This is a genomic window from Sulfitobacter sediminis (assembly GCF_040811725.1).
Lineage (GTDB): Bacteria > Pseudomonadota > Alphaproteobacteria > Rhodobacterales > Rhodobacteraceae > Sulfitobacter > Sulfitobacter sediminis.
In genome coordinates this window covers 1-25,292 of sequence record NZ_JBFNXX010000009.1, presented here as the reverse complement: position 1 = coordinate 25,292, position 25,292 = coordinate 1, and the positions used below count along the sequence as shown (strand labels likewise).

At 55.7% G+C, this 25,292-nt stretch carries 27 protein-coding genes and 1 tRNA gene; 14 read left to right on the top strand and 14 right to left on the bottom strand.

Annotation, left to right across the window (positions count from 1 at the left end; genetic code table 11):
* Positions 1-22 precede the first annotated feature (22 nt).
* The gene (gene regB, locus AB2B41_RS12890) at positions 23-1,408 is read right to left on the bottom strand and encodes a sensor histidine kinase RegB (RefSeq protein WP_367878209.1); all 1,386 of its coding nucleotides are present in this window, start codon (positions 1,406-1,408) and stop codon (positions 23-25) included.
* Positions 1,409-1,508: 100 nt separating this feature from the next.
* Here regB and AB2B41_RS12885 point away from each other — a divergent pair, with 100 nt between their 5' ends.
* Both AB2B41_RS12885 and AB2B41_RS12880 read left to right on the top strand, forming a co-directional pair.
* A complete protein-coding gene (locus tag AB2B41_RS12885; protein ID WP_367878208.1) occupies positions 1,509-2,123 on the top strand; it encodes an SCO family protein in 615 nt (204 codons plus the stop codon).
* A 71-nt stretch (positions 2,124-2,194) separates the two neighbouring features.
* Positions 2,195-2,734, top strand: coding sequence for an ActR/PrrA/RegA family redox response regulator transcription factor (locus tag AB2B41_RS12880; RefSeq protein WP_367878347.1), 540 nt, complete (start codon positions 2,195-2,197; stop codon positions 2,732-2,734).
* Between the two features lies 1 nt (position 2,735).
* Here AB2B41_RS12880 and AB2B41_RS12875 read toward each other — a convergent pair whose 3' ends face one another.
* A complete protein-coding gene (locus AB2B41_RS12875; RefSeq protein WP_367878207.1) occupies positions 2,736-3,221 on the bottom strand; it encodes a GNAT family N-acetyltransferase in 486 nt (161 codons plus the stop codon).
* Positions 3,218-3,814 carry an HD domain-containing protein gene (locus AB2B41_RS12870; RefSeq protein WP_367878206.1) on the bottom strand — a complete coding sequence of 199 codons (597 nt, stop codon included), beginning with the start codon at positions 3,812-3,814 and terminating at the stop codon, positions 3,218-3,220. The genes AB2B41_RS12875 and AB2B41_RS12870 overlap by 4 nt, the downstream gene beginning before the upstream one ends.
* Before the next feature lie 76 nt (positions 3,815-3,890).
* Between AB2B41_RS12870 and AB2B41_RS12865 the strand changes: the two genes are divergently transcribed.
* The 4 genes from AB2B41_RS12865 (at position 3,891) to AB2B41_RS12850 (ending at position 6,662) form a co-directional block, all read left to right on the top strand.
* Positions 3,891-4,190 (top strand): S-adenosyl-L-homocysteine hydrolase, encoded by a 300-nt coding sequence (locus AB2B41_RS12865; protein ID WP_367878205.1) that lies wholly within the window; start codon positions 3,891-3,893, stop codon positions 4,188-4,190.
* 89 nt (positions 4,191-4,279) lie between these two features.
* Entirely contained in the window at positions 4,280-5,668 is a 1,389-nt protein-coding gene (ahcY, locus tag AB2B41_RS12860) for an adenosylhomocysteinase (RefSeq protein WP_367878204.1), read from the top strand.
* 16 nt (positions 5,669-5,684) lie between these two features.
* Positions 5,685-6,155 (top strand): DUF922 domain-containing protein, encoded by a 471-nt coding sequence (locus AB2B41_RS12855; protein WP_367878203.1) that lies wholly within the window; start codon positions 5,685-5,687, stop codon positions 6,153-6,155.
* Positions 6,156-6,320: 165 nt separating this feature from the next.
* On the top strand, positions 6,321-6,662 hold the full coding sequence (locus AB2B41_RS12850) for a DUF2853 family protein (RefSeq protein ID WP_367878202.1): 342 nt from the start codon (positions 6,321-6,323) through the stop codon (positions 6,660-6,662).
* Positions 6,663-6,895: 233 nt separating this feature from the next.
* On the opposite strand, the gene AB2B41_RS12845 is transcribed toward AB2B41_RS12850, so the two are convergent.
* Genes AB2B41_RS12845 through tsaD form a run of 5 tightly spaced genes read right to left on the bottom strand, consistent with a single transcriptional unit; the run spans position 6,896 to position 10,079 of the window.
* Positions 6,896-7,288: a DUF1761 domain-containing protein gene (locus AB2B41_RS12845; protein WP_367878201.1), complete on the bottom strand. Its 393-nt coding sequence runs from the start codon at positions 7,286-7,288 to the stop codon at positions 6,896-6,898.
* Between the two features lie 56 nt (positions 7,289-7,344).
* Positions 7,345-7,764, bottom strand: a complete 420-nt coding sequence (locus AB2B41_RS12840; RefSeq protein WP_367878200.1) for an EVE domain-containing protein — start codon at positions 7,762-7,764, stop codon at positions 7,345-7,347.
* On the bottom strand, positions 7,764-8,036 hold the full coding sequence (locus AB2B41_RS12835) for a YciI family protein (RefSeq protein ID WP_367878199.1): 273 nt from the start codon (positions 8,034-8,036) through the stop codon (positions 7,764-7,766). The genes AB2B41_RS12840 and AB2B41_RS12835 overlap by 1 nt, the downstream gene beginning before the upstream one ends.
* A 1-nt stretch (position 8,037) precedes the next feature.
* Positions 8,038-8,991 carry an NAD(P)H-dependent glycerol-3-phosphate dehydrogenase gene (locus tag AB2B41_RS12830; RefSeq protein WP_367878198.1) on the bottom strand — a complete coding sequence of 318 codons (954 nt, stop codon included), beginning with the start codon at positions 8,989-8,991 and terminating at the stop codon, positions 8,038-8,040.
* On the bottom strand, positions 8,988-10,079 hold the full coding sequence (gene tsaD, locus AB2B41_RS12825; RefSeq protein WP_367878197.1) for a tRNA (adenosine(37)-N6)-threonylcarbamoyltransferase complex transferase subunit TsaD: 1,092 nt from the start codon (positions 10,077-10,079) through the stop codon (positions 8,988-8,990). Before tsaD ends, AB2B41_RS12830 begins: the two co-directional genes overlap by 4 nt.
* Before the next feature lie 59 nt (positions 10,080-10,138).
* On the opposite strand from tsaD, the gene AB2B41_RS12820 reads away from it, so the two are divergent.
* The gene (locus tag AB2B41_RS12820; RefSeq protein ID WP_367878196.1) at positions 10,139-10,858 is read left to right on the top strand and encodes a uroporphyrinogen-III synthase; all 720 of its coding nucleotides are present in this window, start codon (positions 10,139-10,141) and stop codon (positions 10,856-10,858) included.
* Here the strand turns inward: AB2B41_RS12820 and AB2B41_RS12815 are convergent.
* Positions 10,850-11,179, bottom strand: coding sequence for a hypothetical protein (locus tag AB2B41_RS12815; RefSeq protein WP_367878195.1), 330 nt, complete (start codon positions 11,177-11,179; stop codon positions 10,850-10,852). The two genes, AB2B41_RS12820 and AB2B41_RS12815, sit on opposite strands and share 9 nt — an antisense overlap.
* Here AB2B41_RS12815 and AB2B41_RS12810 point away from each other — a divergent pair.
* From AB2B41_RS12810 to AB2B41_RS12790, 5 genes are all read left to right on the top strand, one after another.
* Positions 11,178-12,356: a COG4223 family protein gene (locus AB2B41_RS12810; protein ID WP_367878194.1), complete on the top strand. Its 1,179-nt coding sequence runs from the start codon at positions 11,178-11,180 to the stop codon at positions 12,354-12,356. The genes AB2B41_RS12815 and AB2B41_RS12810 overlap by 2 nt on opposite strands.
* Before the next feature lie 13 nt (positions 12,357-12,369).
* Positions 12,370-13,866, top strand: coding sequence for a heme biosynthesis protein HemY (locus AB2B41_RS12805; RefSeq protein ID WP_367878193.1), 1,497 nt, complete (start codon positions 12,370-12,372; stop codon positions 13,864-13,866).
* 43 nt (positions 13,867-13,909) lie between these two features.
* Positions 13,910-13,985 (top strand) — tRNA-Thr (locus AB2B41_RS12800).
* A gap of 59 nt (positions 13,986-14,044) precedes the next feature.
* Positions 14,045-15,142: a tyrosine-type recombinase/integrase gene (locus tag AB2B41_RS12795; protein WP_367878192.1), complete on the top strand. Its 1,098-nt coding sequence runs from the start codon at positions 14,045-14,047 to the stop codon at positions 15,140-15,142.
* A 75-nt stretch (positions 15,143-15,217) separates the two neighbouring features.
* Entirely contained in the window at positions 15,218-16,240 is a 1,023-nt protein-coding gene (locus tag AB2B41_RS12790) for a LysM peptidoglycan-binding domain-containing protein (RefSeq protein WP_367878191.1), read from the top strand.
* Positions 16,241-16,405: 165 nt separating this feature from the next.
* On the opposite strand, the gene AB2B41_RS12785 is transcribed toward AB2B41_RS12790, so the two are convergent.
* The 3 genes from AB2B41_RS12785 to AB2B41_RS12775 all read right to left on the bottom strand — a co-directional run bounded on the left by AB2B41_RS12785 (position 16,406) and on the right by AB2B41_RS12775 (position 19,067).
* Positions 16,406-16,735 carry a hypothetical protein gene (locus AB2B41_RS12785; RefSeq protein ID WP_367878190.1) on the bottom strand — a complete coding sequence of 110 codons (330 nt, stop codon included), beginning with the start codon at positions 16,733-16,735 and terminating at the stop codon, positions 16,406-16,408.
* 827 nt (positions 16,736-17,562) lie between these two features.
* Positions 17,563-17,802 carry a CDGSH iron-sulfur domain-containing protein gene (locus AB2B41_RS12780; protein ID WP_367878189.1) on the bottom strand — a complete coding sequence of 80 codons (240 nt, stop codon included), beginning with the start codon at positions 17,800-17,802 and terminating at the stop codon, positions 17,563-17,565.
* Positions 17,803-17,924: 122 nt separating this feature from the next.
* Positions 17,925-19,067, bottom strand: a complete 1,143-nt coding sequence (locus AB2B41_RS12775; protein ID WP_367878188.1) for a hypothetical protein — start codon at positions 19,065-19,067, stop codon at positions 17,925-17,927.
* Positions 19,068-19,686: 619 nt separating this feature from the next.
* On the opposite strand from AB2B41_RS12775, the gene AB2B41_RS12770 reads away from it, so the two are divergent.
* A complete protein-coding gene (locus AB2B41_RS12770) occupies positions 19,687-22,059 on the top strand; it encodes a DNA polymerase (protein WP_367878187.1) in 2,373 nt (790 codons plus the stop codon).
* Positions 22,060-22,336: 277 nt separating this feature from the next.
* On the top strand, positions 22,337-22,894 hold the full coding sequence (locus tag AB2B41_RS12765) for a VPLPA-CTERM sorting domain-containing protein (RefSeq protein ID WP_367878186.1): 558 nt from the start codon (positions 22,337-22,339) through the stop codon (positions 22,892-22,894).
* Positions 22,895-23,002: 108 nt separating this feature from the next.
* Here the strand turns inward: AB2B41_RS12765 and AB2B41_RS12760 are convergent, their stop codons facing one another.
* Together AB2B41_RS12760 and AB2B41_RS12755 are read right to left on the bottom strand one after the other, a co-directional pair.
* Entirely contained in the window at positions 23,003-24,361 is a 1,359-nt protein-coding gene (locus AB2B41_RS12760; RefSeq protein WP_367878185.1) for a S1C family serine protease, read from the bottom strand.
* Entirely contained in the window at positions 24,304-24,627 is a 324-nt protein-coding gene (locus tag AB2B41_RS12755; protein ID WP_367878184.1) for a hypothetical protein, read from the bottom strand. Before AB2B41_RS12755 ends, AB2B41_RS12760 begins: the two co-directional genes overlap by 58 nt.
* Between the last annotated feature and the right edge of the window lie 665 nt (positions 24,628-25,292).

Genomic DNA, 25,292 nt, shown 5'->3' with positions numbered 1-25,292 from the left:
GGTTAAAAAGCCCGAAGGCGTCTCATACCGTGATCGGCTGGTTCTGTCCGATGGCCCCGTCTCTGACGGTGCTCTCCACCTCGAGCGCGCTTCGGGGCCATGTCACTTCGACCACGGCGCCGGTCGCATGGGATTCGGGGTTTTCCGCCGATCCATTCGCAAAACGCAGCCGCGCGCCGGATCGTTCGAGGAGGGTCTTGGCAATGAAAAGTCCCAGACCCATGCCTTCATATTCGGGACGGGTGATCGCGGTCTGGGAACGGGACCGTTCGCGCATGAAGGGATCGCCGATCCGGCTCAGGATATAGACCGAGAAGCCGGGCCCGTCATCCATGATGCGGATCGACACGTCCTTCTCCGACCAGCTTGTCTCGACCCAAACAGTGCTGTGGGCGAAATCGACGGCGTTCTGCACGAGGTTGCGCAGACCGTGGATGATTTCCGGCTTGCGCGGGATCGTCGGCTGATCCTTGCGTTGATCGGGACCTGGTACCTGCGAGAGCAAGACGTCCTTTCCGCGATCCATGTGCGGCTCTGCACTTTCCAGCACGACAGCCTCAAGCGGGGCCTGGCGCAGATGCAGGTCGTCCTTGCCCGCCCGGCCCATATTACGGAGGATATCGCGGCACCGGTCCGCTTGTTCGCAGATTAGTGCTGCGTCTTCGGCAAGGTCGGGGTGATCCTTGAGGTCATTGAGCAATTCGGCGCTGGCCAGCTTGATCGTCGCCAGCGGTGTCCCGAGTTCATGCGCGGCGGCGGCCACCACGCCGCCGAGGTCCGTCAGTTTTTGTTCCCGCGCCAGCGCCATCTGGGTCGCGGCCAGCGCATCGCCCATCGAGTGCACTTCGGTCGCCACGCGGCGGGAATAGGCGCTGGTGAAGAGGATCGCGATGACAAGGGCGGTCCATTGGCCGAATATGAACAGGCTCGGAATTTCGAGAACATCGCCGCCTTGGGTGGTCAACGGCAGGTGAAGGACGGCAAGCAGGCTGACCGCAACGATGGCGACCGAGCACAGGACGATGGTGGAGCGAAGGGAGAGTGCCGTCGCCGAGATGGTCACCGGACCCAGCAGCAATAGCGCGAAAGGATTATTCAGCCCACCCGTCAGGTAGAGAAGAAAGGCGATTTGCAGCAGGTCGAACAGGATCATCCAGAGATTTTCATATTCCGACAGGCGTTTGTTTTCTGGATAGATGAAGGTGGTGATCAGGTTGGCGATGACCGATGCACCGATGGCGAGGTAGCACAGCCCCATCTCGAGTTGCAGACCGAAGACGATCTGCGCCACCGTGATCGCGATCAGCTGCCCGACGATCGCCACCCAGCGCAACAGGATCATGGTGCGCAGCCTGATCCAGTTCGCCCTTGTGCGCCCGCTCAGGGGACGAATGGTTGGCTGCGTCATGTGCGCACCTTTTGTTTCCTGCGGTTCTTACTTAAGTGACTTAGCGTAGGAGTGCGGAAATGCACGATCAAGAGCGCCCATTGGCGCAGGAGGGGCTAACATGCGCTCAAAACTTGCCATCGCTTCCGTTCTTGTCGCGGCGCTGTTCCTCTTGGGGTCGATCTGGTTTGCCTTCTACGGCGGCAAAGGGTCGGACCAGTTTGCATCCTGCCGCAGCGGCACTGTCGCCGGCGACATCGGCGGCCCGTTTGAATTGGTCAATGCGGCGGGCGAAACGGTGACTGACAAAGATGTGATCACCGGCCCCTCGCTGCTTTATTTCGGGTACACTTACTGCCCTGACGTCTGTCCTCTGGACGTGGACCGCAACGCTTCCGCGGTCGAAATTCTCGAAGAGCGGGGCCAGATGGTGACGCCGGTCTTCATCTCGGTCGACCCCGCGCGGGACACGCCCGAGGTGGTAGGCGAATTCGCCGAGGTGATGCATCCCCGTATGATCGGACTGACCGGGTCGCCGGAACAGATCAAGGCCGCAAGCACGGCGTATCGGACCTATTACAAGGCGCAACCCGTGGTCGATGGCGAATATCTCGTGGATCATTCCACGTTCAGTTATCTCGTTTTGCCCGAGATCGGGTTCGTCGATTATTTCCGTCGTGAAGTCAGCCCCCAGCAGATGGCCGACCAGATCGGTTGTTTCCTCGATCAGATTTGACCACTCGATGCGCGGACCCATATTAGGCGGGAAGCTGTATTGAGCATGGATGCTGAGACGTGACTGAGCAAATGACGGAGATCGGGCCTGACAAGAGCCTCCTTCTGGTCGACGATGACGAACCCTTCCTGCGCCGCCTCGCCAAGGCGATGGAGAAGCGCGGTTTCGAGGTCGAGACAGCCGATAGCGTGGCCGGTGGCCGCGCAATCGCCACCGCCCGGCCACCGGCCTACGCGGTAATCGACCTTCGGCTTGAGGATGGCAACGGCCTTGACGTGGTCGAGGTGCTGCGCGAGCGGCGCGAAGACGCACGGGTGGTCGTGCTGACCGGCTACGGCGCGATTGCGACTGCCGTGGCGGCGGTCAAGATCGGTGCGACCGATTACCTGTCGAAGCCCGCTGACGCCAATGACATCACCAACGCGCTGCTGGCAAAGGGGGACGATCTGCCCCCGCCGCCCGAGAACCCGATGAGTGCGGACCGGGTTCGCTGGGAACATATCCAGCGGGTCTATGAGCTATGCGACCGGAACGTCTCAGAGACCGCCCGGCGTTTGAGCATGCATAGACGGACGCTTCAGCGGATTCTGGCAAAACGGTCGCCAAGGTAGGTCAGAGGTCATAGCGCTTCAGCCGCTTGTCCACCACCTGACCATTGGCCATCTCGACCCCTTCGATCACCCGGTAATCCTGAAATCCCCGGCTTTGGTAATAGATCAGACCGCCCTCATTATCCGCGCGGATGTTTGCGTTGATCCAGACATACCCTAGCTCTTTCGCAGCCTTTCTCGTCGCCTCGAAAAGCGCTGATCCGATGCCAAGCCCGGTCTGGCCGATCTTGACGAAGGTGGCGATGTTCGCGACCTCGGGCGGCAGGGTGTCATGCGGCTCGATCCACTGGAAACCGACACAGCGCTCATCTGCGTCCACGGCCACGTGCCAGGCGCTGCGGTCGGGTGCGAAATCCATCCATTCGGCCAGATCGTCGCCCGTGACGGGCCGGGTGAGTGCGGTCGTGCCGCCTTCTTCTATGATCGCGTTCAAAAGCCGCGCCATGTCTGGCAGGTCGAGTGCGATGGGCGTGCGGACGCGGATCATGTCATATGCGCTAGCAAAGCAGCGTGCCGGGCGGTGAAGGCATTGCGCGTCTCGACCGGCGGACGCAGCAGAATGCCAAGGTCCGCGATCAGGGCCGCGTCGGGCCTGCCGAAGAACTTCGTCGATTCCGCTTCGGAGAAACCGGCGATCTGGGTGGCCTCCATCCATGCGCTGATCTTGTCGGCTTTCTTGATCTGGCGTTTGATCGCGGCGGGGATCGTTGCGGGCAGTCCGAAGCGCAAATGGATCGCGGCTGTTAGACGATCGTCAAGCGCGCCATATCCCGGCCCGACAGCAGCCTTTACCGGCGATATCATGTCACCGATCACGTATTCCGGCGCGTCGTGCAGGAGCGCGGCCAGTTTCCATTTCGGCGGTGCCTTGGGATTCATCCGCCCGAACAGCGTTTCGACCAGTAGCGAGTGCTCGGCCACCGAATAGGCATAATCGCCCCGGGTCTGACCGTTCCAGCGCGCCACGAAGGCAAGCCCGTGGGCGATATCCTCGATCTCGATATCCATTGGCGTCGGATCAAGCAGGTCGAGCCGCCTGCCCGATAACATGCGTTGCCATGCCCTTGGTTGCTGCGCCATCTCGGGATGCCTTCACGTCTGATGTTCCGGGGAACTTTTTGGTTAACCCGTTGTTTTTCCCACGAAGGAGAAAACGATGAAACCGCTTATTTCTGTATTAGCCTTGGCTTTTGCCCTCGCCGCCGCGCCATCAGCGCAGGCGCAGGAGGTATGCATGACGGCCGACGAGATGAAAGCGGCCCTGATCGACTGGTACGGCGAACGCCCGATTTCAGAGCCGACCGAGACGAACGAGCAAATCTGGGTGTCGCAGGAGACAGGCACCTGGACGATGATCCGCATGTTCTCGGACGGGAATGCCTGTGTTCTGGCACAGGGAGACGGCTGGATGACCGGCCGCGACGAGGCTGCAGTCATCGCAAGACTTTCCGATTAATCGTCCGTCAGCCATGTGACCGCATCACATGTTGAGGCAGTTCGGCAAAAGTGCTAGCTGGCCTTCAACAGACACGGATGAGGTGCCGCATGGCCAACGACTACATCGTTAAAGATATCAATCTTGCCGGTTATGGCCGCAAGGAACTGGACATCGCCGAGACGGAAATGCCGGGCCTGATGGCGCTCCGCGAAGAGTATGGCGCGGCAAAGCCACTCAGGGGTGCGCGCATTGTTGGATCGCTTCACATGACGATTCAGACGGGTGTCCTGATCGAAACGCTGACAGCGCTTGGCGCGGATGTGCGCTGGGCCTCCTGCAACATCTTTTCGACACAGGATCATGCGGCGGCGGCAATCGCCGAAGCCGGTGTTCCCGTCTTCGCCATCAAGGGCCAGACCCTCAAAGAACACTGGGATTACCTCGACAAGTCATTCCTCTTTGAAGAGGGCCCCAACATGATTCTCGACGACGGTGGCGATGCGACGCTCTACATCCTACTTGGCGCGCGTGCCGAGGCCGGCGAAGAGATTATCCCCGTCCCGACCTCCGAGGAAGAGGACGTGATCAAGGCGCAGATCAAGAAGCGCATGAAGGCTTCGCCCGGCTGGTTCACCAAGATGCGGGACCAGATCAAGGGTGTCAGCGAAGAGACCACGACCGGCGTTAACCGCCTCTATCAGCTCAAGCGCGACGGTCATCTGCCTTTCCCCGCGATCAACGTGAATGACAGCGTGACCAAGTCCAAGTTCGACAACAAGTATGGCTGCAAGGAGAGCCTTGTGGACGGCATTCGCCGGGCGACGGACACGATGATGGCCGGCAAGGTTGCGGTGGTCATGGGCTACGGTGATGTGGGCAAAGGCTCTGCCGCGTCGCTCAAGGGTGCCGGTGCGCGGGTGATCGTGACCGAGGTGGACCCTATTTGCGCGCTGCAGGCGGCGATGGACGGGTTCCAGGTGACGACGCTGGAAGACGTGGTGAGCACGGCGGACATTTTCGTCACCACAACCGGCAACAAGGACGTGATCCGCATCGAGCACATGCGCGAGATGAAGGACATGGCGATCATCGGCAACATTGGCCACTTCGACAACGAAATCCAGGTGGCGGCGCTGAAGAACCACAAGTGGACGAATATCAAGGAACAAGTGGACATGATCGAGATGCCGAATGGCAATCGATTGATCCTGCTGTCCGAGGGCCGTCTTCTGAACCTTGGCAATGCCACCGGCCATCCGTCTTTCGTGATGTCGGCGTCCTTCACCAACCAGGTGCTGGCGCAGATCGAGCTTTGGACGAAGGGCGACCAGTACAAAAACGATGTCTACATCCTGCCCAAGCATCTGGATGAAAAGGTCGCGCGCCTGCATCTGGACCGGATCGGTGTGAAGTTGACACAGATGAATGCCGAGCAGGCAGCCTACATAGGCGTGAAGCCCGAGGGGCCGTTCAAGCCGGAACACTATCGGTACTAGGCGGTTCGTGGTTCTGGTGCGCCATATCCTGACGATCATTCTGGCGACGGGGCTGTTCGCGGCCCCGGCGCTGGCTGAGCCGCAGATCACCGAGACCCTGCGCCATTACGAGGTGAGCGCTACAACGGCCCGCGGCCTTGCCAATGAAATGCGCAGGAAGGGGCCCAAGGGGTTCTGGGCCTATACACGTTGGGAAATTCGCTGGTCCGGCGGTTGCAATGTGAAAGTGCAAGTGAATTACACCATGCCCCGGCATCGCAACCCCGATGCGATGGACCCCAGGATGCGACAGAGCTTCCAGACCATGTTGGAACGTCTGATGGCGCACGAGCGGCAGCACGGCAGGAACGGCATCAGCGCGGCCCGTGAAATTTCCGAGTCTCGGTGCAAACGGCCGCATCAGATCATCCGAAAATACAACGAGATCGATCTTGCCTTTGACCGCCGCACAAACCATGGCGTGCGCGAAGGCGTAAGGCTCGACTAATGGTCCTCGGCGGCAGGGATCTGCCCGGTGCATCTCCGTTCTGAGCATCTTCTTTTGCTGGGAAAAGCCCGCGAAATATTTCCTTTTGATTGAGGAAATATCTGACTAGGCTGGTTTCGAGGCCGGTGAAGGCCTGAAATTTGATTAAAGGTGGGAGAATTCTGAATGGGGAAACGAGACGAGTGGATCGCGAAATACGCGGATGATCTGAAGAACAAATGCGGCATGACGCCCGACATGGACCTCTTGACAAAGGTGACCATCGGCTGCGGCCCTTCGATCTATAACGCCGACGCGCAGACCGTTGCCTCCAGCCAGGAAAGCGAGTTGGAACTGGTCAAGAAGAACTTTCTGATGAAGAAGCTGGGTCTTCCGGATGGGCCAAACCTGATGGAAGGGATCAACAAGGCGATCGAGACGTACGGCAAGTCCGAGCGCAACAAGTACCGCGCGGTTATCTATTACATGCTGACCAAGCACTTCGGTAAAGAATCCGTCTACGGCTGACACGGCCCTTGTGGAAGGGATCGCGCCCGTGGCTCGCCGCGGGCGTTTTCTTTTGATTTAATTCTTAGACATCAATTCCTTGGCTGAATCACGCCGTCTTGCTATGGCAGTTCAGACGGCCAGGATGGCCAGAACAGATTTCTATACGTGTGTGGTGGTTTGGGAGCACACGGGGTGAGAAAGGGTTCTGGCGCTGGCGTCGGAACCCTTTCTTGTTTCAAGTTGGCTGCGTATCAGAAGAGGGTCAGCACCAGCCCCATGATCGCACAGCCGAAGGTGGCATAACCACCGTCGATCACCGTCAAGGCGAAGGGCCGCTGTCCGTACGCGTTGTTGATCATGATCCAGGGGCTGATGAAGAAAAGCCCGACACCAAGACCAGAGACCAATCCCTCCATCGGTGTGTCGATGCCCGACAGGACAAAGACATGCCGCATCATCCCCGCCACCAGAAGCATCGCGATGCCCGCCATTACGAAAGGGGTGGCCGAGGCGTTGATTGGTTGATCTTTTTCGTCGACCGCAATGCCCGACGCGGCCACCCATTGCTTTTGCAGGGCCATGTACCAGGCTGCCCCGAAGGCGAAACCGACAATCGCCGCGACAATCACTGCAAGGAAACCCATGGTCTTCTCCTCTCCCAGGTGGATAGGCGAAGTATGCAACCGAATATGTCCTGGCGCTACGGCTTCGTATCGCCCAGATTGCAGATGATCCGCCATTCCTCGTCCGTGACCGGCTGCACCGACAGGCGGGAATTTTTGACCAGGACCATGTCGTCTAGCCGTCCGTCCGCCTTGATCTGATCGAGAGAAACAGGCTTGGCAAAGGGGCGAACCGCCTTGATGTCCACGCACTCCCAGCGGTCGTCGTCGGTGGTGCTGTCGGGATGCGCTTCGGCGATGACCTCGACAATGCCGACGACGGATTTCTCTTTCATCGAGTGATAGAAGAAGCCCAGATCACCTTTCTTCATTTCGCGCATGAAGTTCCGGGCCTGGTAGTTACGCACGCCATCCCATTCCTCGCCCGCATCTCCCCTGGCGACCTGATCGTCCCAGCCCCAGGTGTTGGGTTCGGATTTGAAAAGCCAGTATGCCATCAGCCGATCACCCGATTCCAATGGGTCAGTGTCACGCTCTCGAAGAGGCCCGCCTTGGCATAGGGATCGTTCGCGGCCCAGTCTTTGGCCTGTGCCATATCCGCGACATCGAGAATGATCAGCGATCCGATCATACTGCCGTCTGCGTCCAGCAGGGGCCCTGCCTGCGCGACGAGATCTGTGGATTTCAGGTATTCGAGGTGCGCGGGGCGGTTTTCCTGCCGGATCGACAGTGCACCGGATTTGTCCCGGGCGACGAGGGCAACAAGCATTTCATTCCTCCTTGAGCGGGCGCGAAAGCAGGTTCTCCATCGCGCTTTTGACATCTAGACGGTTCTCGACCAGCCCCGCAACGGCGGCGGTGATCGGCAGATCGAGCCCCAGTTTCCGCGCGAGCGCATCGACCGCCAACGCGGTGGCGGCCCCTTCGACCGTGACGGCGGGGTCGAAGCCCTCTCCCTTTCCAATCGACAGGCCTAGCCGGTAATTGCGCGATTGGGTCGAGGTGCAGGTGAGCGACAGATCGCCAAACCCGGAGAGACCGGAAAGGGTTCGGGGGTCGGCGTGAAGACGGGCGGCAAGCCGCTGCATCTCGGCGTAGCCGCGCGTCATCAGGGCGGCGCGCGCGCTTTCGCCCAGTCCGGCACCCATCGCGGCACCGCACGCGATGGCAATAACGTTTTTCAGCGCGCCGCCAAGCTCTGCGCCGATGGTGTCGGTGGTGCGGTATATCCGCAGATTTGGCGTTGTTAGAGACTGTTGTAGACGCAGACCCTTTTTGTCTTCAGCGCAGGCCAAAGTCAGTGCTGTCGGCAAGCCACGGGCGATATCGGTGGCAAAGCTGGGCCCTGTCAGGATGGCAGGTGTTGCGGTTGGAAGCACCTCGGACATCACGGCCACCGGGCCAAGCCCGCTTTCGAGCTCGATGCCCTTGCAGCAGGCGACGAGCGTCTTGTCGGCGAAATGCTTTGCGTGGTCGGACAGGAAGGCCCGCAGTTTCTGCATCGGCACAGCAATCAGCAGGATATCGGCGGCGGCCGCATCTGGTAGATCGCCTGTCACACTCAGCCCATCGGGAAAACGGCAACCCGGCAGTCGGGCGCGGTTCTCGCGCAGGTGCGCCATGTCGCCCGGGTCACGCGCCCAGAGTATCACGGGCCCGTTCTGGGCCAGCGATATGGCCAGCGCCGTGCCGAAGGCACCCGCACCAAGGACGGCGATGCTCATGCCTTTGCTCCCTTCTTGCCACTGCCCAGCATGGCAGGCCGCGCGGTATCGAGCGGCCATCGAGGGCGCGCCGATAGCGTCAGATCGTCCGGACCCCGCAGCGCGCGCTGTTCGGCAGCGGCATAGGCGATCATCGCTGCGTTGTCGGTACAGAGTGCAAGGGGCGGGGCGACAAACTGTGCCCGAAAATCCTTCGAAACAGTCTCTAACACAGACCGAATTGCCTGGTTGGCAGCCACACCGCCCGCCACGCAAAGGGTCCTTGGCGCGTCGTCGGGATACTGGGCAAAGGCGCGGCGTGTCTTCGACGCCAGTACATCGACAACCGCCGCCTGAAATCCGGCAGCAAGGTCCGCCTGGTCCTGCCTGGTTAAACCGTCTTTCTTTGCAACGATTGCATCGCGGGCGCGGAGCACGGCGGTTTTCAGCCCCGAAAACGACATGTCGCAGTTGTCACGGTCGAGCAATGGGCGGGGAAAAGCGAAACGGTTGGGATCGCCCTTTCGTGTTGCGGCCTCGATTGCGGGGCCTCCGGGCTGTGGCAGCGCGATCAGGCGCGCGACCTTGTCGAAAGCCTCGCCCGGCGCATCGTCGATCGTGCCGCCGAGGCGCGTGAACTCATCCGGGCCCAGAACGAGAAGGAACTGGCAGTGCCCCCCAGACACAAGCAACATCAGATAGGGGTAGGGCACCTGATCTGTCAGCCGGGGTGTCAGCGCGTGGCCTGCAAGGTGATTGATACCGTAGAGCGGCTTGCCCGTCGCGGCCGACAGGCCTTTGGCACACATGACCCCCGACACGACGCCCCCGATCAGCCCGGGACCGGCGGTCACCGCGATCATGTCCACGTCCGAAAGGGCCAGATCGGCCTCTATCAGAGACTGTTCAACGCAAATATCCAGTTTCTCGGCGTGCGCGCGTGCCGCGATCTCGGGTACCACGCCGCCGAAGGCCGCGTGCAGATCGGTCTGCCCCGCGACCACCGACGACAGCACCTGCGCTGTGCCGTCATCCCCGATGCGCACAATGGCCGCTGCGGTGTCGTCGCAACTGCTTTCCAGTCCAAGGATTGTCAAAGACGGCGGCATGGGCGCTTTCCGTTGCAAGGTTGCTGCACCGCAGGTAACACCGAGACCCGTGCCAAACAATGCCGAGAGCGTTCATGGAAAAGCCCGCCCTCCTGCTGACCCGCCCGAGAAAAGGTGCCGAGGCCTTCGTCGCGCGCCTTGATACAGAGGTTATGCAGGGCGTCCGTGTGGTGATCTCCCCGCTGATCGACATTTGCGAACTGGACGTGCATATCGGTCTTTCGGCCTATGCCGGGGTGATTTTCACCTCTTCGACCACAGTCGAGATTACTGAAAACGGAGCGGGCAGACCCGCCTGTTGCGTCGGTGCGAAGACGGCGGAACTGGCCAAAGAACGCGGCTGGCGGGTTGAGCGGATTGCGGTGGATGCCGATCAACTCGTTGCGTCACTTCTGAAGGACCCTGTCGATACGCCGCTCCTGCATCTGGGCGGCACCCATCGCCGGGGACAGGTGGCCGAGAGACTGTCTGAGGCAGGGCTGAAAACGGATGCGCTTGCGATCTACGACCAGGTGCTCCGACCCCTCTCGGACGAGGCGAGGGCGTTGCTTGCAGGGTCGGGTCCTGTGGTAGCCCCGCTCTTTTCTCCGCGCACCGCCGGTCAGTTCGCGCAAGAGGTCCAAGGCGCAGCGCGATTGCGCCTTGTCGCCATGAGCGAGGCGGTGGCGGAGCCGTTGCGCGCGCTTGACGTCGAATGCCTGCATATCGCGTGCTCGCCCACTGGCGACGGAATGCGTGATGCGGTTGAAATGCTTTTGCGTGAGGATAGCTTAGCTTGAAGGCGGTGCGCGTTGCCGGGTAAGGTTAGCGGGTTCATCTGGTCCGGCGATCAGAATCAGAAAGGACATCGGAGTGGCGAAAGAAAAGAAACCGGCCTCTGGCGGCAAGACCACGCCACAATCATCGAAGGCTGCGGGCGATACCGCGCTCCCCGGCACTGAAAAGTCGACTGAGACATCGTCGGCGTCCGAGGTGGCGAAGGCCAAGACCACGGCGACCAGCAACACGTCAAGCGCTACATCCGAAACCGCAAAGGCAAGTCCGCCGAAGACCTCTGCCAAGGTCGAAAAGCCCGCGGCTGTGCCAGAGAAGGCTAACATGCCAGCGGTGAGTGAGGGGGGCGACAAGGCGCCGGCAAAGGCTGCTGATGTGGCCAAGACGGCAGCGCCCAAAAAGGCTGATGCCACGGACGCGAAGCCAGAAGAGACCGGTAAGCATCAACCGACATCCGCCAAGCCCGAAACGCCCAAGGGCGCGGACGCCGCAAAGACTTCGGCACCAGGTGCCACGGCATCGGCTGACACCAGCCCGCGTTCCGCTCCACCTGCCGCGACGCGTCGTCAGCCGCAAAGAAGCGTGTTCTGGCCGCTGTTTCTTGGCGGTATCCTTGCTGGCGCGGTCGGGTTTGCCGCGTCAGAGATGAACGTTTTCAACACCCGGGTCGAGACGGCTGAAATCAGCGAGATGATTGCAGCGCAAGGGGATCGCATCGCAGCTCTTGAAAGTGCCGAACCTGCCGCGCCCCAGACGGTTGAAATGCCCAACCTTAGCGGGATCGACGCTAACCTCGCCGCCTTGTCCGAAAGCGTCTCTGGTATTGAAATGCGCTTGACCGAGTTGGAGGCGCGTCCCTCTGTCCCGGGTGATGCATCCACGGGACCGGCACAGGACTACAGTGCGGAACTTGCTGCCCTGCAATCCTCGATCGAGGCCCAGCGGGCCGAGATCGAACGACTGATCGCCAACGCCCAGAGTGTTGAGGAAGCGACGGCAAATGCCGCGCGACAGGCCGCGCTTCAAAGTGCGCTCACCAACATCACCGCTGCCTTGAATACCGGAAGCGGATACGCCCCCGCGCTGGATGACCTGAGCGCCAACGGCGTCGGACAAGTGCCCGACGCCCTCGCCGCCCCGGCAAACGACGGCGTGCCGACGCTGCTGCGGCTGCAGACGGAATTCCCGGACAACGCCCGTGCCGCGCTTGCCGCCGCACGCGCCGCCGGGGCAGATGGCGAGACCGACGGGATTGGTACCTTCTTGCGCCGTCAGCTGGGCGCGCGGTCGGTTCAGCCCCGCGAGGGATCGGACCCAGATGCTGTGCTGTCCCGGGCCGAGGCCGCGGTGCGCGACGGTCGTATCGCCGACGCCCTAGCCGAGATAGAAACGCTGCCCGCCGAGGCGCAGGCGGCCATGGAAAGCTGGCTCGCAGACGCGCGCGCCCGTGCAGATGCCGAAGCTGCCGTGCAGGACCTGTCCCAACGCCTGACGGCAAACTGAGGAAGTTGAACTTATGCTCTGGTCACTGATCAAGATTATCGTGTTCGTCGCCGCCATCGCGGCGCTGGCCTGGGGGGCGGGATACCTGCTGGAAAGCCAGGGCGGCGTTCAGGTGACGGTGATGGGAACCGAGTACAGCTTTGGTCCCTTGCAGTCCGTCATCGCGGTCGTGGTCCTGGTGATTGCCGTCTGGCTGCTGCTCAAGATCATGTCCCTGCTCGTGGCAACCTGGCATTTCCTCAACGGCGACGAGACCGCGCTGTCGCGCTATTTCGACCGTAACCGCGAGCGCAAGGGGTTCAACGCGCTCTCCGAAGGGCTGATGGCGCTAGCCAGCGGCGAGGGCCGGCTAGCGCTGGCCAAGGCGCAGAAGGCGGACAAGTATCTCAACAAGCCGGAGCTGACGAATTTGCTGACCGCGCAGGCCGCCGAAATGGCGGGCGACCGGCGCAAGGCCGAGGAGACGTATCGCAAGCTGGTCGAGAACGAATCCACGCGGTTCGTGGGTGTGCGCGGGATCATGAAGCAGAAGCTGGCCGAAGGCGACACCGACACTGCGCTGAAACTGGCCGAGAAGGCCTTTGCCCTGAAGCCCAAGCACGAGGAAACCGGCGATCTGCTGTTGCAGCTTCAGGCCGAGAAAGAGGACTGGAAGGGCGCGCGCAAGACGCTGAGCGCCAAGCTGAAGAACGGGCATTTGCCGCGCGATGTGCACAAGCGGCGCGATGCGGTTCTGGCGCTGTCGGAGGCGCGGGACGTGTTCCACGAGGGCAGTGATATCGACGCCCGCGAGGCGGCGATCGAGGCGAACCGCCTGTCACCGGACCTCATTCCGGCGGCGGTGATGGCGGCACGTGGGTACATCGAGAAGAACAAGCCGAAATACGCGGCGCGCGTTCTGACCAAGGCCTGGAGCGTGCATCCGCACCCGGACCTCGCCGCGGCCTTTGCCGAGATCGCGCCGGACGAAAAGCCCTCCGCGCGGATCAAGCGGTTCGTGGCGCTGACCAAGTCGCAACCGGACCATCCCGAAACCAAGATGCTGAAGGCCGAGCTGCATATTGCGGACGAGGACTTCCCCGCCGCCCGCCGCGCTCTGGGCGATCTGGTGGAAACCGATCCGACGGCGCGGTCGGTGACGCTGATGGCGGCGATTGAGCGGGGCGAGGGGGCGTCGGACACGGTTGTGAAAGGCTGGCTGGCGCGGGCGCTGACAGTGCCGCGCGGGCCGCAGTGGATTTGCGACAATTGCCAGCACATCCACGCGGAATGGCGTCCGATCTGCATCAACTGCAAGAGTTTCGACACGCTGACATGGAAGACGCCGCCGATGTCGGAGGTTGCGATGCCGGGCGGTGTTCAGATGCTGCCGCTGATCGTTGGGGCGGTTGAGGACAAGTCGGGCGCGGAGGTGGAAGGCCAGATCGCCACGCGCAGCGACATCGAGGATGCCGAGATCGTCGGCGATGGCGATGTGGGTGAAAAAGAGGGGCAGGGGGCCGATAAATAGGGCTTTCGCTGGCCTTCGCCCTTTGCTAAAGCGCTCGCGGAGCGCCGCTGTAGCTCAGCTGGTAGAGCACGTCATTCGTAATGATGGGGTCGGGGGTTCGAGTCCCTTCAGCGGCACCATACATCCTTAGATAAGTCCCTGAAGTTCCTTCAAGTTAACCAACTGAAGGTCTACTTCTGTGGCACACATTCCGTACACAATTTTCCGTTCAGGCACGTTTTACTACAACCGCCGTGTACCCAAACATGCCGTTGAAGCATACGGCCAGTTCATACGACAAGCACTCTCTCAAGACCCAGATGAAGCAGCTGCCTATGCAGAACGTCTAAGTAATGTGCTAGAGGCATCTTGGGTGAACCCGTCCTGTGTGAAACCTGTTGACGTCGCTGCTGTGGTGGAAAGCTTCAAGCCACGGTCCGTTCTTCTGTCTGAAATGTCAGAGGAGTATCTGTCTTTGAGGAGGATCGACGAAACACCACCAAGATCAGCTTTGGCTACCTTTATCTCCCTGGCAGGTAATAGGGACGTTGCAGGATACACTCGTGAGGACGCCAAGCTATTCGTGTGTCATCTGCTCAAGAGGGGCAACAAGACAGCTACCATCCGCCGTAGGATCAACAGCCTGTCAGCTATCCTGAACTATGCCTACTCTGAGCTAGACATCGACAAGCGCAATCCCTTCACACGTCTTCTGATACAGGGAGAAGGAGAGGACAGCCTCAAGCGTGGTACCTTCACCAATGATCAACTGAAGCAGGGATACGACAAGGCATTGTCCTCAGGCAGTACGGTGAAGCTCCTGATGCCTCTGTTGGGAGAAACTGGGTGTCGATTGGCAGAGATTGTTGGCCTGAAACTGGAAGACATCGACCTTCAGGAGGACCTGATCCACATTCGTCCAAACTCAGCCAGAAGACTAAAGACACCAAATTCGACACGGACACTCCCTCTGGTGGGATACGCCAAGCTGGCCATAGAGCAGGTAATACAAAGGTCAGAAAGAGAGTGGTTGTTCCCCCGATACATCAAGGGTGGCACCTGCAAGGCCACACACGCGTCTAATGCCCTCAACAAGTGGTTGAAGAGGGACTTCGAGGGAATGACTGCCCATTGCCTCAGGCATACCATGAGAGATCGTCTCAGAGCCCTGGAATGTCCCAATGACCTAATTGACCAGATCGGTGGATGGAGGACTGTTGGGGGTGTGGGAGTGAGCTACGGAAGGGGGTACGCGGTGGAGCAGGTCAGGGAATGGCTGCAGAGGGCCTGTCTTTGACGTTGTGTACAGGTGCGTCCCTTTAGTACCCTTGATGAGTAGGCAATCTTAATCCGTACTTTGGTCGAGGCGGCAATGGCAGCAAAAAAGCGACTTCATAAAGTTAAGAAGGGCGAAACACTTGAGAGTATCGCCCGACAGTACAAATATGAAAATATTGATATTATATGGAAAGATAAGAGGAATACCAAACTACGAAAAGCTTGGGAGGCAGAGGCCAAGTCCGCCAAGAAGGGGAAGCAAAAACTGCCTCCGAAGTTGAAGCCGGGTGATGTCCTCTTTTTGCCGATGCCGAAATGGGTTCTAAAAGAACTTGAAGTTGTCTTGCTGAATATGAACCTCCACCGAAACAGCCTCTTGGAGGCCCGCGAAGATGCCAAAGCGCGTATCTCTGATTTAAAAAAGCGAAATGGCTACATTCAGTATTACATAAAACGTATTGATGATGTGGTCCTAAAGAAGGTCGCAGAGATTAAGAAATATATGAAAAAGGCTGAGGACGCGCGTGACCATGCTGACTTAATTCAGAGCTTTGCGACAATGCACAATACCCTTGCCAAAGAAGGTCTAAAGAAAGTGGTTGTTAAGGGTGGATCGAAGCTTGAGAAGAAGATCGAAAAGCAAACGTTAAAGCAAATTGAGAAATCGAGAAGTCGCCTCTTGAAAAGCAAGATGATCTCAGAGGGTGACCAGGTAACCAAAAGCCATCTTATTGGGCTTGGAGTTCTGCAGGACAAGGCTGATGGGCTTCAATCTCTCGCAGTGGATTTTGGTGCAAAGGGAACCGACGCCGATACGGGTCTTGGAAAAGCTCTACGCTTCTATGATGATGCCACATCTTATGCACACTACATGTGGGTGTTCACGAGAGGAGTTAGTGGAGGCGGTTGGTCGTGGAGTTCAATCAGCGAAGATGCTGAAAAGAAGGTTAGGGAGCTAGTAAAACTTGCAGAAGGCTACAAGGCAGAAATGAACAGTGCCATCAAGACGCACCTTTCCATGATCTCAGTTCTTGAAAAGCAGCTTGTTTCATTAAAGGCTCAGATCGCGGAAGTGGAAAAGAAGTCTGTAGAACTTATCGACGCGATGGCTAGCTAAATATGGGAAAAAAAGAACTGATACACGGTCATAGTAGTAGAATTTAGGTTTTTCTGAACCTGCCTGCGCACCCCAAACGGATATTTCAAGGTTACGGGATATTTCCGGGTTTCTTGCGTCCCTAATAAAACTACTCCATCAACAACGCATCTCACTCTTGGCAATCTAGAATTTTTTGCTCTTTAGTGCCTTTTCAACATCGCGCAGTAGGACACCGAGGTCGTAAGCAAACTTCCGGTGCTTCTTTAGCCAATCGAGGTCCTCCTTCGAGTATGACTTATCCTTCATGCGTTTTTCGTTCTCAGTATAAAAGCTGCGCGCTACTTTCAAATGAGGTGCGAGTTTATTCTCGAGATCATACAGCCGAGAGAGTGGCTCGCTTAAAATAGATTGCACGTAAGCGTCATATGCTTTCCAATAAGCTTTGTCTCCTTCCAGTTCCTTGAGCTTGTTTCTGCCGGGCTTTTTGTCCGCGGCTTTTCTTAGGTCAGGCATGCATGTTCCCCCCTAGCAGGAATTTCCTAATTAGCATTCGTCATCTAGAACACTAACAGTTTGATGTTGCCGCCATCTTGCGCACTGATCAAGCTTCCTATGCACATGGACACGTTGAGCGAGGTGCAGGAAGCGTCCACGATCTGAAGGTGGAGTTTTGGCCCATTCACAGGATGCGAGAGGTCGGGGCCAGAGGAATGAGCGAAGAAGCCTTAACCGAACAAAGTGCTATAGGGTATATATAGGAACCTGTTCGGATAACGATCTACACGAAGGCCCGGATTATGTTAATGTCGCCAAAGAATGAAGGCACGGCTCACTAGCGAGTAACGGATTGGTCCATGCGTGTTCTTTAGCCAAATCAGGAGGTCGGATCGTGACTGTTTTGAACCTTACTTGGCTGGCCATAATGACCGTAGTTTTTGTAATCTGGTGCGGTTTCACGTTTAGAACTCTCTGGCGACTGACACGAGTTTCAATGGAGCGGCTCGACCCGACGGGAAAAGGCTTTTTCCACTGGGTTCTGCACTCCCTGATTGCGTTCGGCGAGTTCTTGTCTTCGGAGCAGTACAGGCCGGAACGAGTTAAGCTGCTGCTAATCACTGCGCTACTGTTCGCGATTATTGTGGCTAGGCCGATGCTACTGGTGGCTATCATGTAGGCCCGCCCCAAAAGTAACTCCCAAGGCTCGGGAGAATGAACCAAGGGGGCACAATAGGGAAGAGTTGGTACGATGTGCGTAGTTCTATTCTGGGTAGACGTCGAGTGTTTCTTTTCACGTCTGTCGGATGGCGTAGGAATACGGCGAGTGCTTGATTAAGATTTGGTCATATCTTCGAGTGGCTTCCATCGCACAACGGTGACTTACCCGAAGCCTTGCACCCACAGAAGAAGACCTTCCCATCCTTGTCTGCAGTGTACTTAACCGGCGAAAAGTCTGTCCCCTTGTGGCTCCCATCACAGAATGGTTGGTTCTTGCTCTTCCCACAGGCACACCAAAAGTAGTTCTTTCCGGCTTCGACTTCAGTTGGGTAGGGGGCCTTCTGGGCGATCTCTGGCTTTGTCATTGTCTTCTCCGATTGAACCTAGATCAGGCTTAATTGAAAAGTTGTATACGTTTGAGGCACTTTTCTCATATGTCCCTGGGGCAAGGTCCAGTGAGACAACCGCGGCTCCATGTCTGGTAGGTTTAGAAACCAAATTCGATCAGCCTGCTTTGATATTTTCGGATCAAGCAATCGGAATTGTCTGAACATTCATCTCGACGACTCAACCAATCCCTTTGTTGTCTAAGGAACTCGCGTGAAACGCTTGATTTTGTATTCCTTCGATAAATAAAGAATATCCAGTTCATCGCGCGATCAAGTGCCCACATGTCCTCAGACCGACAGATGGCAAACTCAGTTGGGGTTTCGGCCTTAGCGCAGTTGAAGCTGGGACCATTTATGCCCGTATCCATAGACTGCGATCGGAGTCTCTTCTCCACATCGAGACACCAGCGGGCAAATCCAATATCAGCAATCTCATCCTTTGCCGCGTCACTGTACTCTCCTAGTAGTCCGGCAAACACTTCTCCTCCGTAGACTTCATGCCCAGCTGACAAGACTGCGCGCGCTTGGGAACGAAAAAACTCTTCGGAAACACCAAAGACATCAGTGCAGTACGCTGCCATGCCAGAATACTGGACCACCCGATCAGTGATCTTGCGTGGAGTGGGCCTGTCTTTTGGACGAGCAATCTCTTCCCCGTCTACAATATGCGCATCAATATCCAACCACAGTGCAATATCAGGAGTTATGGGTTTGAGGGGCTCTCCCGGCGCTGCGCGAGTGAAGTATTCAATTGCTTTGAAAGACAATTCTAGCTCATTCAAGAACGCGCCGATTTTAGCATTTGCCGACCCGGACACTGAATATTTGGCGCTTCCATCAGCCATAATGGCCATTTCGTACGCTGCATGCACACTGATGTTAGAATCCTTGTCCATGTAGCGTCTAGCTCCAGAGACCCACATTACGGCGCAAATCGAATGGCAGCCAGCGCCTGGCAACACCCACGTATGATAACCTCGAGCGGCAATTTCTGCAGCAATCCAGATTCCCTCCTCAACTAGCCCCCCCGGTGAAGTGAGCAGGACAAACGCCTTTGGAGTTTCTCTCGCTATCGCGTAGAATGCATCCCCATCCCCCTTCATTATCGGACCAGTGATCATGATAACCTGGTAACCATTTTCTCCTGGATAGGCTTGGATTTCGGCGGCATGAGCTTGGGAAGAGAAAAGTGTTCCTAGCAGGCTTATTACGCCAAGAGTTATCAAAAGCCTGTTCATCATGTGAAACTTCCAGTGGGTTGAGAGTAAGAGTGGGGTACCTAGCCAGCATTCTAACTGAGGTGCCTCTAGATTTGTAGACGCTTTGCTTGGTCATTTTTGGAAGCAAATGAAGACGCAAATGTCAGGGCAAATTAGCTTGGTGCTGTGAGTAAATAAAAAGAAATATACCACAAACGGTTGAAACACCTCATTGTCATGCCCATCTCTCCAGCCACATTATCGGAGTTTCTATTGGTGTCGGAATACTTGATCTTGCACGATTGGCTGACAAGAAAATTGACAGTAGAAGAGGCTGAAAATGTTCCACCTCCAGACTTGAGATCACAGATACAGGAGTGCTGTCTACCTCCATATTTGAGCGTATGGTTCCGTCCCGCTAAACCTAAACCTCTCATCAATTTGGATAACCCAGAGTGGGTTAAGTTGAAATCTAAGCTGAAGGAGGGGGATGAGTTGTGGGAGTTCAGCACCCCAAGAAAATACTGGGAAGCAATGTGTGGTAGGTCAGGTGTTGTTCTCAGGCGAAATAATGAAGTGATCGATGCAATAGTTTTGGTAATGAATTAGGAATTTGCACAATGAAATTTGTACTTTGTCATAGTAGTGCAGGAATACGCCTATGATTATTATTGGGTTTGATAGCGAGTATGTAAGGCGTGGGAAGCGTAACGCAATCCTGAGTTATCAGTACGCCGTCAAGTCGGATAAAGGCCTTTGTACAGGGATCGTATATACGAAGTCCGAGAAAGATGAGGACAAGTTTACCTTCAATGAACTGATCGCTGAAGCCATTATCGAGGCAATGAAAAAGGGTGTTATTACAGGCGGCTGGCCGAAAGAAGTTTATGCGTGTGCTCACTTCAGCAGAGCAGATTTTGCAAGCTTCAAGGATTACAAGAAATTATCCAGAAAATTAGACTCGCTTCGCGGTACCTACGCTTCTGTTGGAGGTCCATTGAAGCGGTCAATCTACGATAAAAGCAGAAATAAACATGAGGTGACTGTTCATTGTCGCGATACGATGACGATCTCACCCGGAGGTTCTTCCTTAGCAGCACTCGGTGATTTGGTTGGCCTAAAGAAGATAGAGATTAAGCCATCCTATAAGGTGGCAATGGATAAGCTTCTTAAAGACGATCCTACTCTTTTTAAGGAGTATGCGATCAGAGATGCTGAGATTGCTGCTGAGTACGCTTGGAAACTAGCGGAGTTCTCTAAGGAGCAAGGGCTGGGTTTCAAGGTACCTCTTACCTTGGGGTCTATTGCGACAAAGCTTCTGTTCAGTCTTTGGGATCACAATGGAATATCGAGTGATGATGTGCTTGGGCAAGAAGAAGTCATAGAGACGAAGTTCCTTAAAGGGGCCTATCTAACGAAGAAGCGTAAGGTTCCAATCTCTGAAGTTCATGAAAACCAAGCGCTTGCTACCGAGTGTTACCACGGTGGTCGAAATGAAGCTTACACGTTCGGTCCCTCCAAAGACGCCTTCTGGACGGACATTGATATCTCAGGTGCGTACTCCACAGCTATGGCTGCTATTAGGACCCCCGACTGGGAAAGCCTGTATCACACTAAGGATGTTAAAGAATTCACCAAGGATCGGTTAGGACTGGCAAGGGTAAGGTTTGAGTTTCCTGAAGACTGTCAGTTCCCGTGTCTTCCTGTGCGGTCTGACAATGGATTGATCTTCCCTCTGAAGGGTGAATCCTGCTGCGGTTCTCCAGAAATCGAACTGGCGAAATCAATTGGTGCTAATGTTGAGATCAAAGCTGGCGTCATTGTGCCTTGGAAGGATAACACAAGGCCATTTGAACTCTTCAGTAAGATGGTCCGTGACGAGCGAACGAAGAACACGAAAGGGTCGATATTCGAGCGCGCTTGGAAGGAAATCGGGAACAGTCTCTACGGGAAGGTGGCTCAAGGTCTTCAAAAGAAGAGAGTCTTTGACAGTAGGAGCGATGAAACCAAGCCATTACCCCCTTCCAAGATCACGCAACCGTTTCTCGCGGCATACATTACCTCCATTGTCAGGGCGACGCTGGGAGAACTTCTGACCCGTGTTCCAGATGACAAGACGGTTATCAGCGCAACGACAGATGGCTTCATTACGGATGCCGAGAAGAAGGAGGTAGACCTGAGTGGACCCCTGTGCACTTTCTTTAGAGATCAAGCAGAGCGTCTTACAGGCGATAGGAAGATCATTGAGGTCAAGCATGTTGTCCCGCAAGTCATTTGCATGAAGACAAGAGGGCAACTCACCGTAGGCATCCTTGACGATGTCCTTCCTACGCTGACAGCAAAGGCAGGAGTTTCGGTTCCCAGGGCTGACGACAAAGACGAAGCTGAAAACAACTGGATGTTGGAACTGTTTCTCAGGCGGACACCGGACACAGAGGTTCTCACCCGCCAGCTTACCTCGATGCGAGACATGCACCTGAAGGACTCTGATCTGTTGATGGAGGAAAGATGGAAGAAGACAAACCTGGAGTTTGACTGGAAAAGAGAGCTTCACTCTCCCACCACTGTCATGGTTGGTCAGGTCATCAACGAGAAGAACTACGATCACGTATCCTTACAGTCAAAACCACACAAAGACATCGACACATTTAGGGAGACGCGGAAGAGGTTTGATGAGTGGAGAAAGACCAAGTGCCTAGAAACCGAGGACAACTGGAAAGATTGGGAACGCTTCATACATACAGCCTCGCTCAGATCGTCCGGAGCTATCTCAGGCAAGGGTCCCCTTGTTGATCAGTGCAAAAGACAGTTCCTGAAGGACTTCGCCAACAACAAAGATGGCATCAAAGACTGTACCTACAAAGAGCTAGCCGATTGGTTAACTGTTGAAGGGTATCCTACGAAAGCGGATGATGTGAAGAACGCCAAGCGGTCTGAGGCCAAAGACTACGATTGGTCTAAAGAAGGAGATGAAAAGGTTAAAGAGCTGATCAAGAAGCTGGAAGGTCGGTTTGGCTGGACTGGCAAGGTGTAGGTGTAACTTCCGAGTACTGGGCTCCCATACAGACAAATTACACCTTCTGTATTTTTGTTTTAAATCAATGTGTTGATTGATTGGGCCGATACGAATTCTTACCAAATATCGTATTTCAAGATGTCCGTTGAAGCCCAAGAGATAGAGCAACGAGGGCCCGGATGCTGTCAAAAGCATTTTCATTGAAACAAGAAGTATAAGAGCACCAGAAAGAGTAAGAGATATACGTTTGGGCTCGTTGACTCGATTTGCGTCTATGTGCTCTGCTCATGTTAAGATGAAACCGAAGATCGACATGAAACCCTTAAGAACAATTGTTGCTACTATCGGGTTGCTGACCTGTTCAGTATCTGCTGCATCCAGCGCATCTCTTCTTGGGGACACCGTCAATTGCTCAACCAGTGGCACATCTACTTGGATATGCGTAAACAACACGGCAGTTGTTGGATCAGGTGACGAATTCATAGTTGGAATAACCGGGAATACAGACATTATTGTTGACATAGGTGCCTCCGACATTCGCTTAGACATGACAACAGGAATCGGTAACATGTTTGGGCTAGGGCCCCTTACATTTGGAAGCCTAGATTTTGGAACAGGGATTGCAGGACTCTCCTACACGTCGAATGTTACTGGTTTGAGCTCAGACAGGTTTTCCTTCACGCCAGACTCCGTATCAATCAATTTGGACTTCTTAAATTCCTTTGATGGCGGCTTCGTTGAAGTTGAACTATTCGAAACAACTGTGGTCCCACTCCCTGCGGCGTTCCCCATGCTTTTAGCAGCGCTTGGTGGCTTGGGCCTAATGGCACGCCGCAAGCGTAGGGTTGGGTAAGGCCGCCAGAATGGACCTCAGAGGCTCTCAGAGGCCGATTTAGGGGGGGGTCTCGCCTCCAATAAGGATCACCCGCCAGGCGACTCATTAAGGGGCCTAATCAGGCACTTATTCAAACTGTTCGAACATCACTTTACGGGTCTTCAGTTGCTCGATTTGAGCGGTTGTCATCCAGCAAGTCAGATACACAGTGCCATCAGTTGCCAGATCGCTCAGCTCGAACTTCGAGAGTGTTTTCTTGCTCGGGCTTTCCGGTGTAATGCGGTTGCCTTCCATCAAGTTGCGGACAGCTGAAGACTTGACCCCGAAGTTGGTATTCTCGGGGATCACGCCGTAGTCTTCCAAGATTTTCTTCAAGTCGAGCTTTGCTACAGCAACAGCAATCACGTTCCCGAAACCGTCCAAGATAGGGCCACCGCTGTTCCCCGGTTGAAGGGCAGCATCGATTTGGATTTGCGAGTAATTATTACCGACCCCAGACACAGAACTCACAATGCCCTGCGTGAACTTCAGGGAAGAGCTGAGCCTGTCACCAAACGGAAAGCCAGCTACGATTACATCCTGCAATGCGTAAGGGTTCTCTCTGCTGAGCGAGAAGTAAGCGGCAGGGGTCTCATCAGTTTTGAGCAAGGCAAGGTCGTTCAGTTGGTCACTGGCGATGATAATGGTGTTCAATACCCTTCCTCTGGAGTGAACTTTGATCTCTTCACAACCCTCAATCACATGACTGTTTGTGATGATATGGCCTTGGTTAGAGACGTAGAAACCAGTTCCGGAGGCCACTCTGTATGTCTCATCGTCTTGAGATACTTGCGGCTCTGCAACTTGAACCTCCACATCGCAAGCTAACCCTCGCCTCTTGGCTTCTTCCACATACTCTAAAGGGCCATTCTCCGAAGTTCTCCAAACCTTTCTGCCATCAATTGTGCTCGTAGCCATGTAGCAAAGCTGCTTCACAGAGCAGGTTGAGGGATCATTGAAGCATGAAGCTCTTGCGGAGGGACTTGGACTGTCTTGCTGAGGGATGTCCTGCAGTAAAGCCTCAATCACATAGCGAGCAGCTACTTTGCCCTGTACGTCAATTGTTCCCAGCTCAAGTGCAGCATAGGAGATTAGCCCTACGAATGTGTCTCTTCTCCAAACGCTAGAATTGTCGGTCAGAATGTAACCAGCAACATAAAGTTTGTCTTGAATTCTTTCTCGTGATTGAGCTGAGAGAGAGAGGTACGCTTCCATAAGTGCTGGGGCGACATCGTCAACAGATTTGCCTACACAGTCGGAAAGTTTGCCATCCGTGTATTGGCAGAAGTCAGCCGCTCCGTGGGGCCAAACCAAGTAACCTCGGCCATTTTGCTGGTCTTTACTGTACTCGCCAACGAAGGTCAGACCATCTGCAAATCTGGCGACACCTAGGCCGTCCTTTTGATCATCTTTAAACTGACCTTTGTACTTGTCACCGTTGGCCAAAGTGAGGGTACCCAGACCGTTGGCCTGACCTCCCCCCATTCGCCAACGTATCTCCAGCCATTGGTCTCAGTTAGAACTCCAAAGCCATGTGGTTCGTCATTTTTCCACTCCCCAACATACTCTCCCCCGTCAGAGTAAGTGTGCTTCCCGTAACAGTTGTTCCAAACCACCTCCGTGGAGCTTGGGCAATCAGGAAGAGAGGAGGCTGAAGATGGTGTCGGGAACAGGAGGCAAGCCGCTAGGGGGATGAACTTGAGGCTCTTCATACGACCGGGTTGCCTTTGATCTCTGCTGCAATCGATTTCGTTATGACTGGCCTAAGGCTAGTCGAATGTCATGCAGTCTGTCTAGGAATTGACCGGCGAACCTCCAGTTGTGTTGATCTCAATTGGAAGTAGCGGAAAACAAACCCAGGCCACCCGAACTCAAAAGGCACCCCAAGGCTCAGGTGAGTGAACCAAGGGGGCAATAGGAAGAGTTGGTACGTTGAGCGCAGTTCTATTTTAGGTAGATGTCGAGTGTTGCTTTTCACGTCATTTGTCTGGCGCGGGATGGCAGGTATTATTGATTGCTTTGATCTGAGTCTCGAGCGGCCTCCATCGCACAACCGAAATACCCAAGTTACGGCAACTTCTCGGCAACTTCTCGCCTCATTCATCATGCAAAAGAAGGATGCTCGCCCTAATCTGCCAACTGAAGTCTGCTCATGCACAACGAAATCTACAACACTCCAAACGTTTCAACTTTCATCGCTCCAGAGATAGTAAAAGAACGAGCAAGGTTCCGATGGCTTCTCGCTGGTCTGGTGATTTTGTTCGTTCTAGCAGCTACGGGGGCTACAGCATGTTGATCTCGTGTCTAGCCCCCACGGACTGGGCCACTTCTTTGTAGAGTCTCGGGCATTGGCGGTCGCATGTTGAGCGCCTGGTGC

Excerpts from the sequence above, each read along its gene's own strand:
- AB2B41_RS12770 (WP_367878187.1), top strand. The coding sequence starts at position 19,687 with ATGATTATTATTGGGTTTGATAGCGAGTATGTAAGGCGTGGGAAGCGT.
- AB2B41_RS12810 (WP_367878194.1), top strand. The coding sequence starts at position 11,178 with ATGCCAGCGGTGAGTGAGGGGGGCGACAAGGCGCCGGCAAAGGCTGCT.
- AB2B41_RS12765 (WP_367878186.1), top strand. The coding sequence starts at position 22,337 with ATGAAACCGAAGATCGACATGAAACCCTTAAGAACAATTGTTGCTACT.
- AB2B41_RS12775 (WP_367878188.1), bottom strand. The coding sequence starts at position 19,067 with ATGATGAACAGGCTTTTGATAACTCTTGGCGTAATAAGCCTGCTAGGA.
- AB2B41_RS12885 (WP_367878208.1), top strand. The coding sequence starts at position 1,509 with ATGCGCTCAAAACTTGCCATCGCTTCCGTTCTTGTCGCGGCGCTGTTC.
- AB2B41_RS12835 (WP_367878199.1), bottom strand. The coding sequence starts at position 8,036 with ATGCTTGTTGCCCTCGTCGCCCGGGACAAATCCGGTGCACTGTCGATC.
- AB2B41_RS12755 (WP_367878184.1), bottom strand. The coding sequence starts at position 24,627 with ATGAAGAGCCTCAAGTTCATCCCCCTAGCGGCTTGCCTCCTGTTCCCG.
- ahcY (WP_367878204.1), top strand. The coding sequence starts at position 4,280 with ATGGCCAACGACTACATCGTTAAAGATATCAATCTTGCCGGTTATGGC.
- AB2B41_RS12820 (WP_367878196.1), top strand. The coding sequence starts at position 10,139 with ATGCCGAGAGCGTTCATGGAAAAGCCCGCCCTCCTGCTGACCCGCCCG.
- AB2B41_RS12790 (WP_367878191.1), top strand. The coding sequence starts at position 15,218 with ATGGCAGCAAAAAAGCGACTTCATAAAGTTAAGAAGGGCGAAACACTT.
- AB2B41_RS12870 (WP_367878206.1), bottom strand. The coding sequence starts at position 3,814 with ATGGCGCAGCAACCAAGGGCATGGCAACGCATGTTATCGGGCAGGCGG.
- AB2B41_RS12845 (WP_367878201.1), bottom strand. The coding sequence starts at position 7,288 with ATGGGTTTCCTTGCAGTGATTGTCGCGGCGATTGTCGGTTTCGCCTTC.
- AB2B41_RS12840 (WP_367878200.1), bottom strand. The coding sequence starts at position 7,764 with ATGGCATACTGGCTTTTCAAATCCGAACCCAACACCTGGGGCTGGGAC.
- AB2B41_RS12785 (WP_367878190.1), bottom strand. The coding sequence starts at position 16,735 with ATGCCTGACCTAAGAAAAGCCGCGGACAAAAAGCCCGGCAGAAACAAG.
- AB2B41_RS12880 (WP_367878347.1), top strand. The coding sequence starts at position 2,195 with ATGACGGAGATCGGGCCTGACAAGAGCCTCCTTCTGGTCGACGATGAC.
- AB2B41_RS12830 (WP_367878198.1), bottom strand. The coding sequence starts at position 8,991 with ATGAGCATCGCCGTCCTTGGTGCGGGTGCCTTCGGCACGGCGCTGGCC.
- regB (WP_367878209.1), bottom strand. The coding sequence starts at position 1,408 with ATGACGCAGCCAACCATTCGTCCCCTGAGCGGGCGCACAAGGGCGAAC.
- AB2B41_RS12805 (WP_367878193.1), top strand. The coding sequence starts at position 12,370 with ATGCTCTGGTCACTGATCAAGATTATCGTGTTCGTCGCCGCCATCGCG.
- AB2B41_RS12850 (WP_367878202.1), top strand. The coding sequence starts at position 6,321 with ATGGGGAAACGAGACGAGTGGATCGCGAAATACGCGGATGATCTGAAG.
- AB2B41_RS12780 (WP_367878189.1), bottom strand. The coding sequence starts at position 17,802 with ATGACAAAGCCAGAGATCGCCCAGAAGGCCCCCTACCCAACTGAAGTC.
- AB2B41_RS12875 (WP_367878207.1), bottom strand. The coding sequence starts at position 3,221 with ATGATCCGCGTCCGCACGCCCATCGCACTCGACCTGCCAGACATGGCG.
- AB2B41_RS12865 (WP_367878205.1), top strand. The coding sequence starts at position 3,891 with ATGAAACCGCTTATTTCTGTATTAGCCTTGGCTTTTGCCCTCGCCGCC.
- tsaD (WP_367878197.1), bottom strand. The coding sequence starts at position 10,079 with ATGCCGCCGTCTTTGACAATCCTTGGACTGGAAAGCAGTTGCGACGAC.
- AB2B41_RS12815 (WP_367878195.1), bottom strand. The coding sequence starts at position 11,179 with ATGTTAGCCTTCTCTGGCACAGCCGCGGGCTTTTCGACCTTGGCAGAG.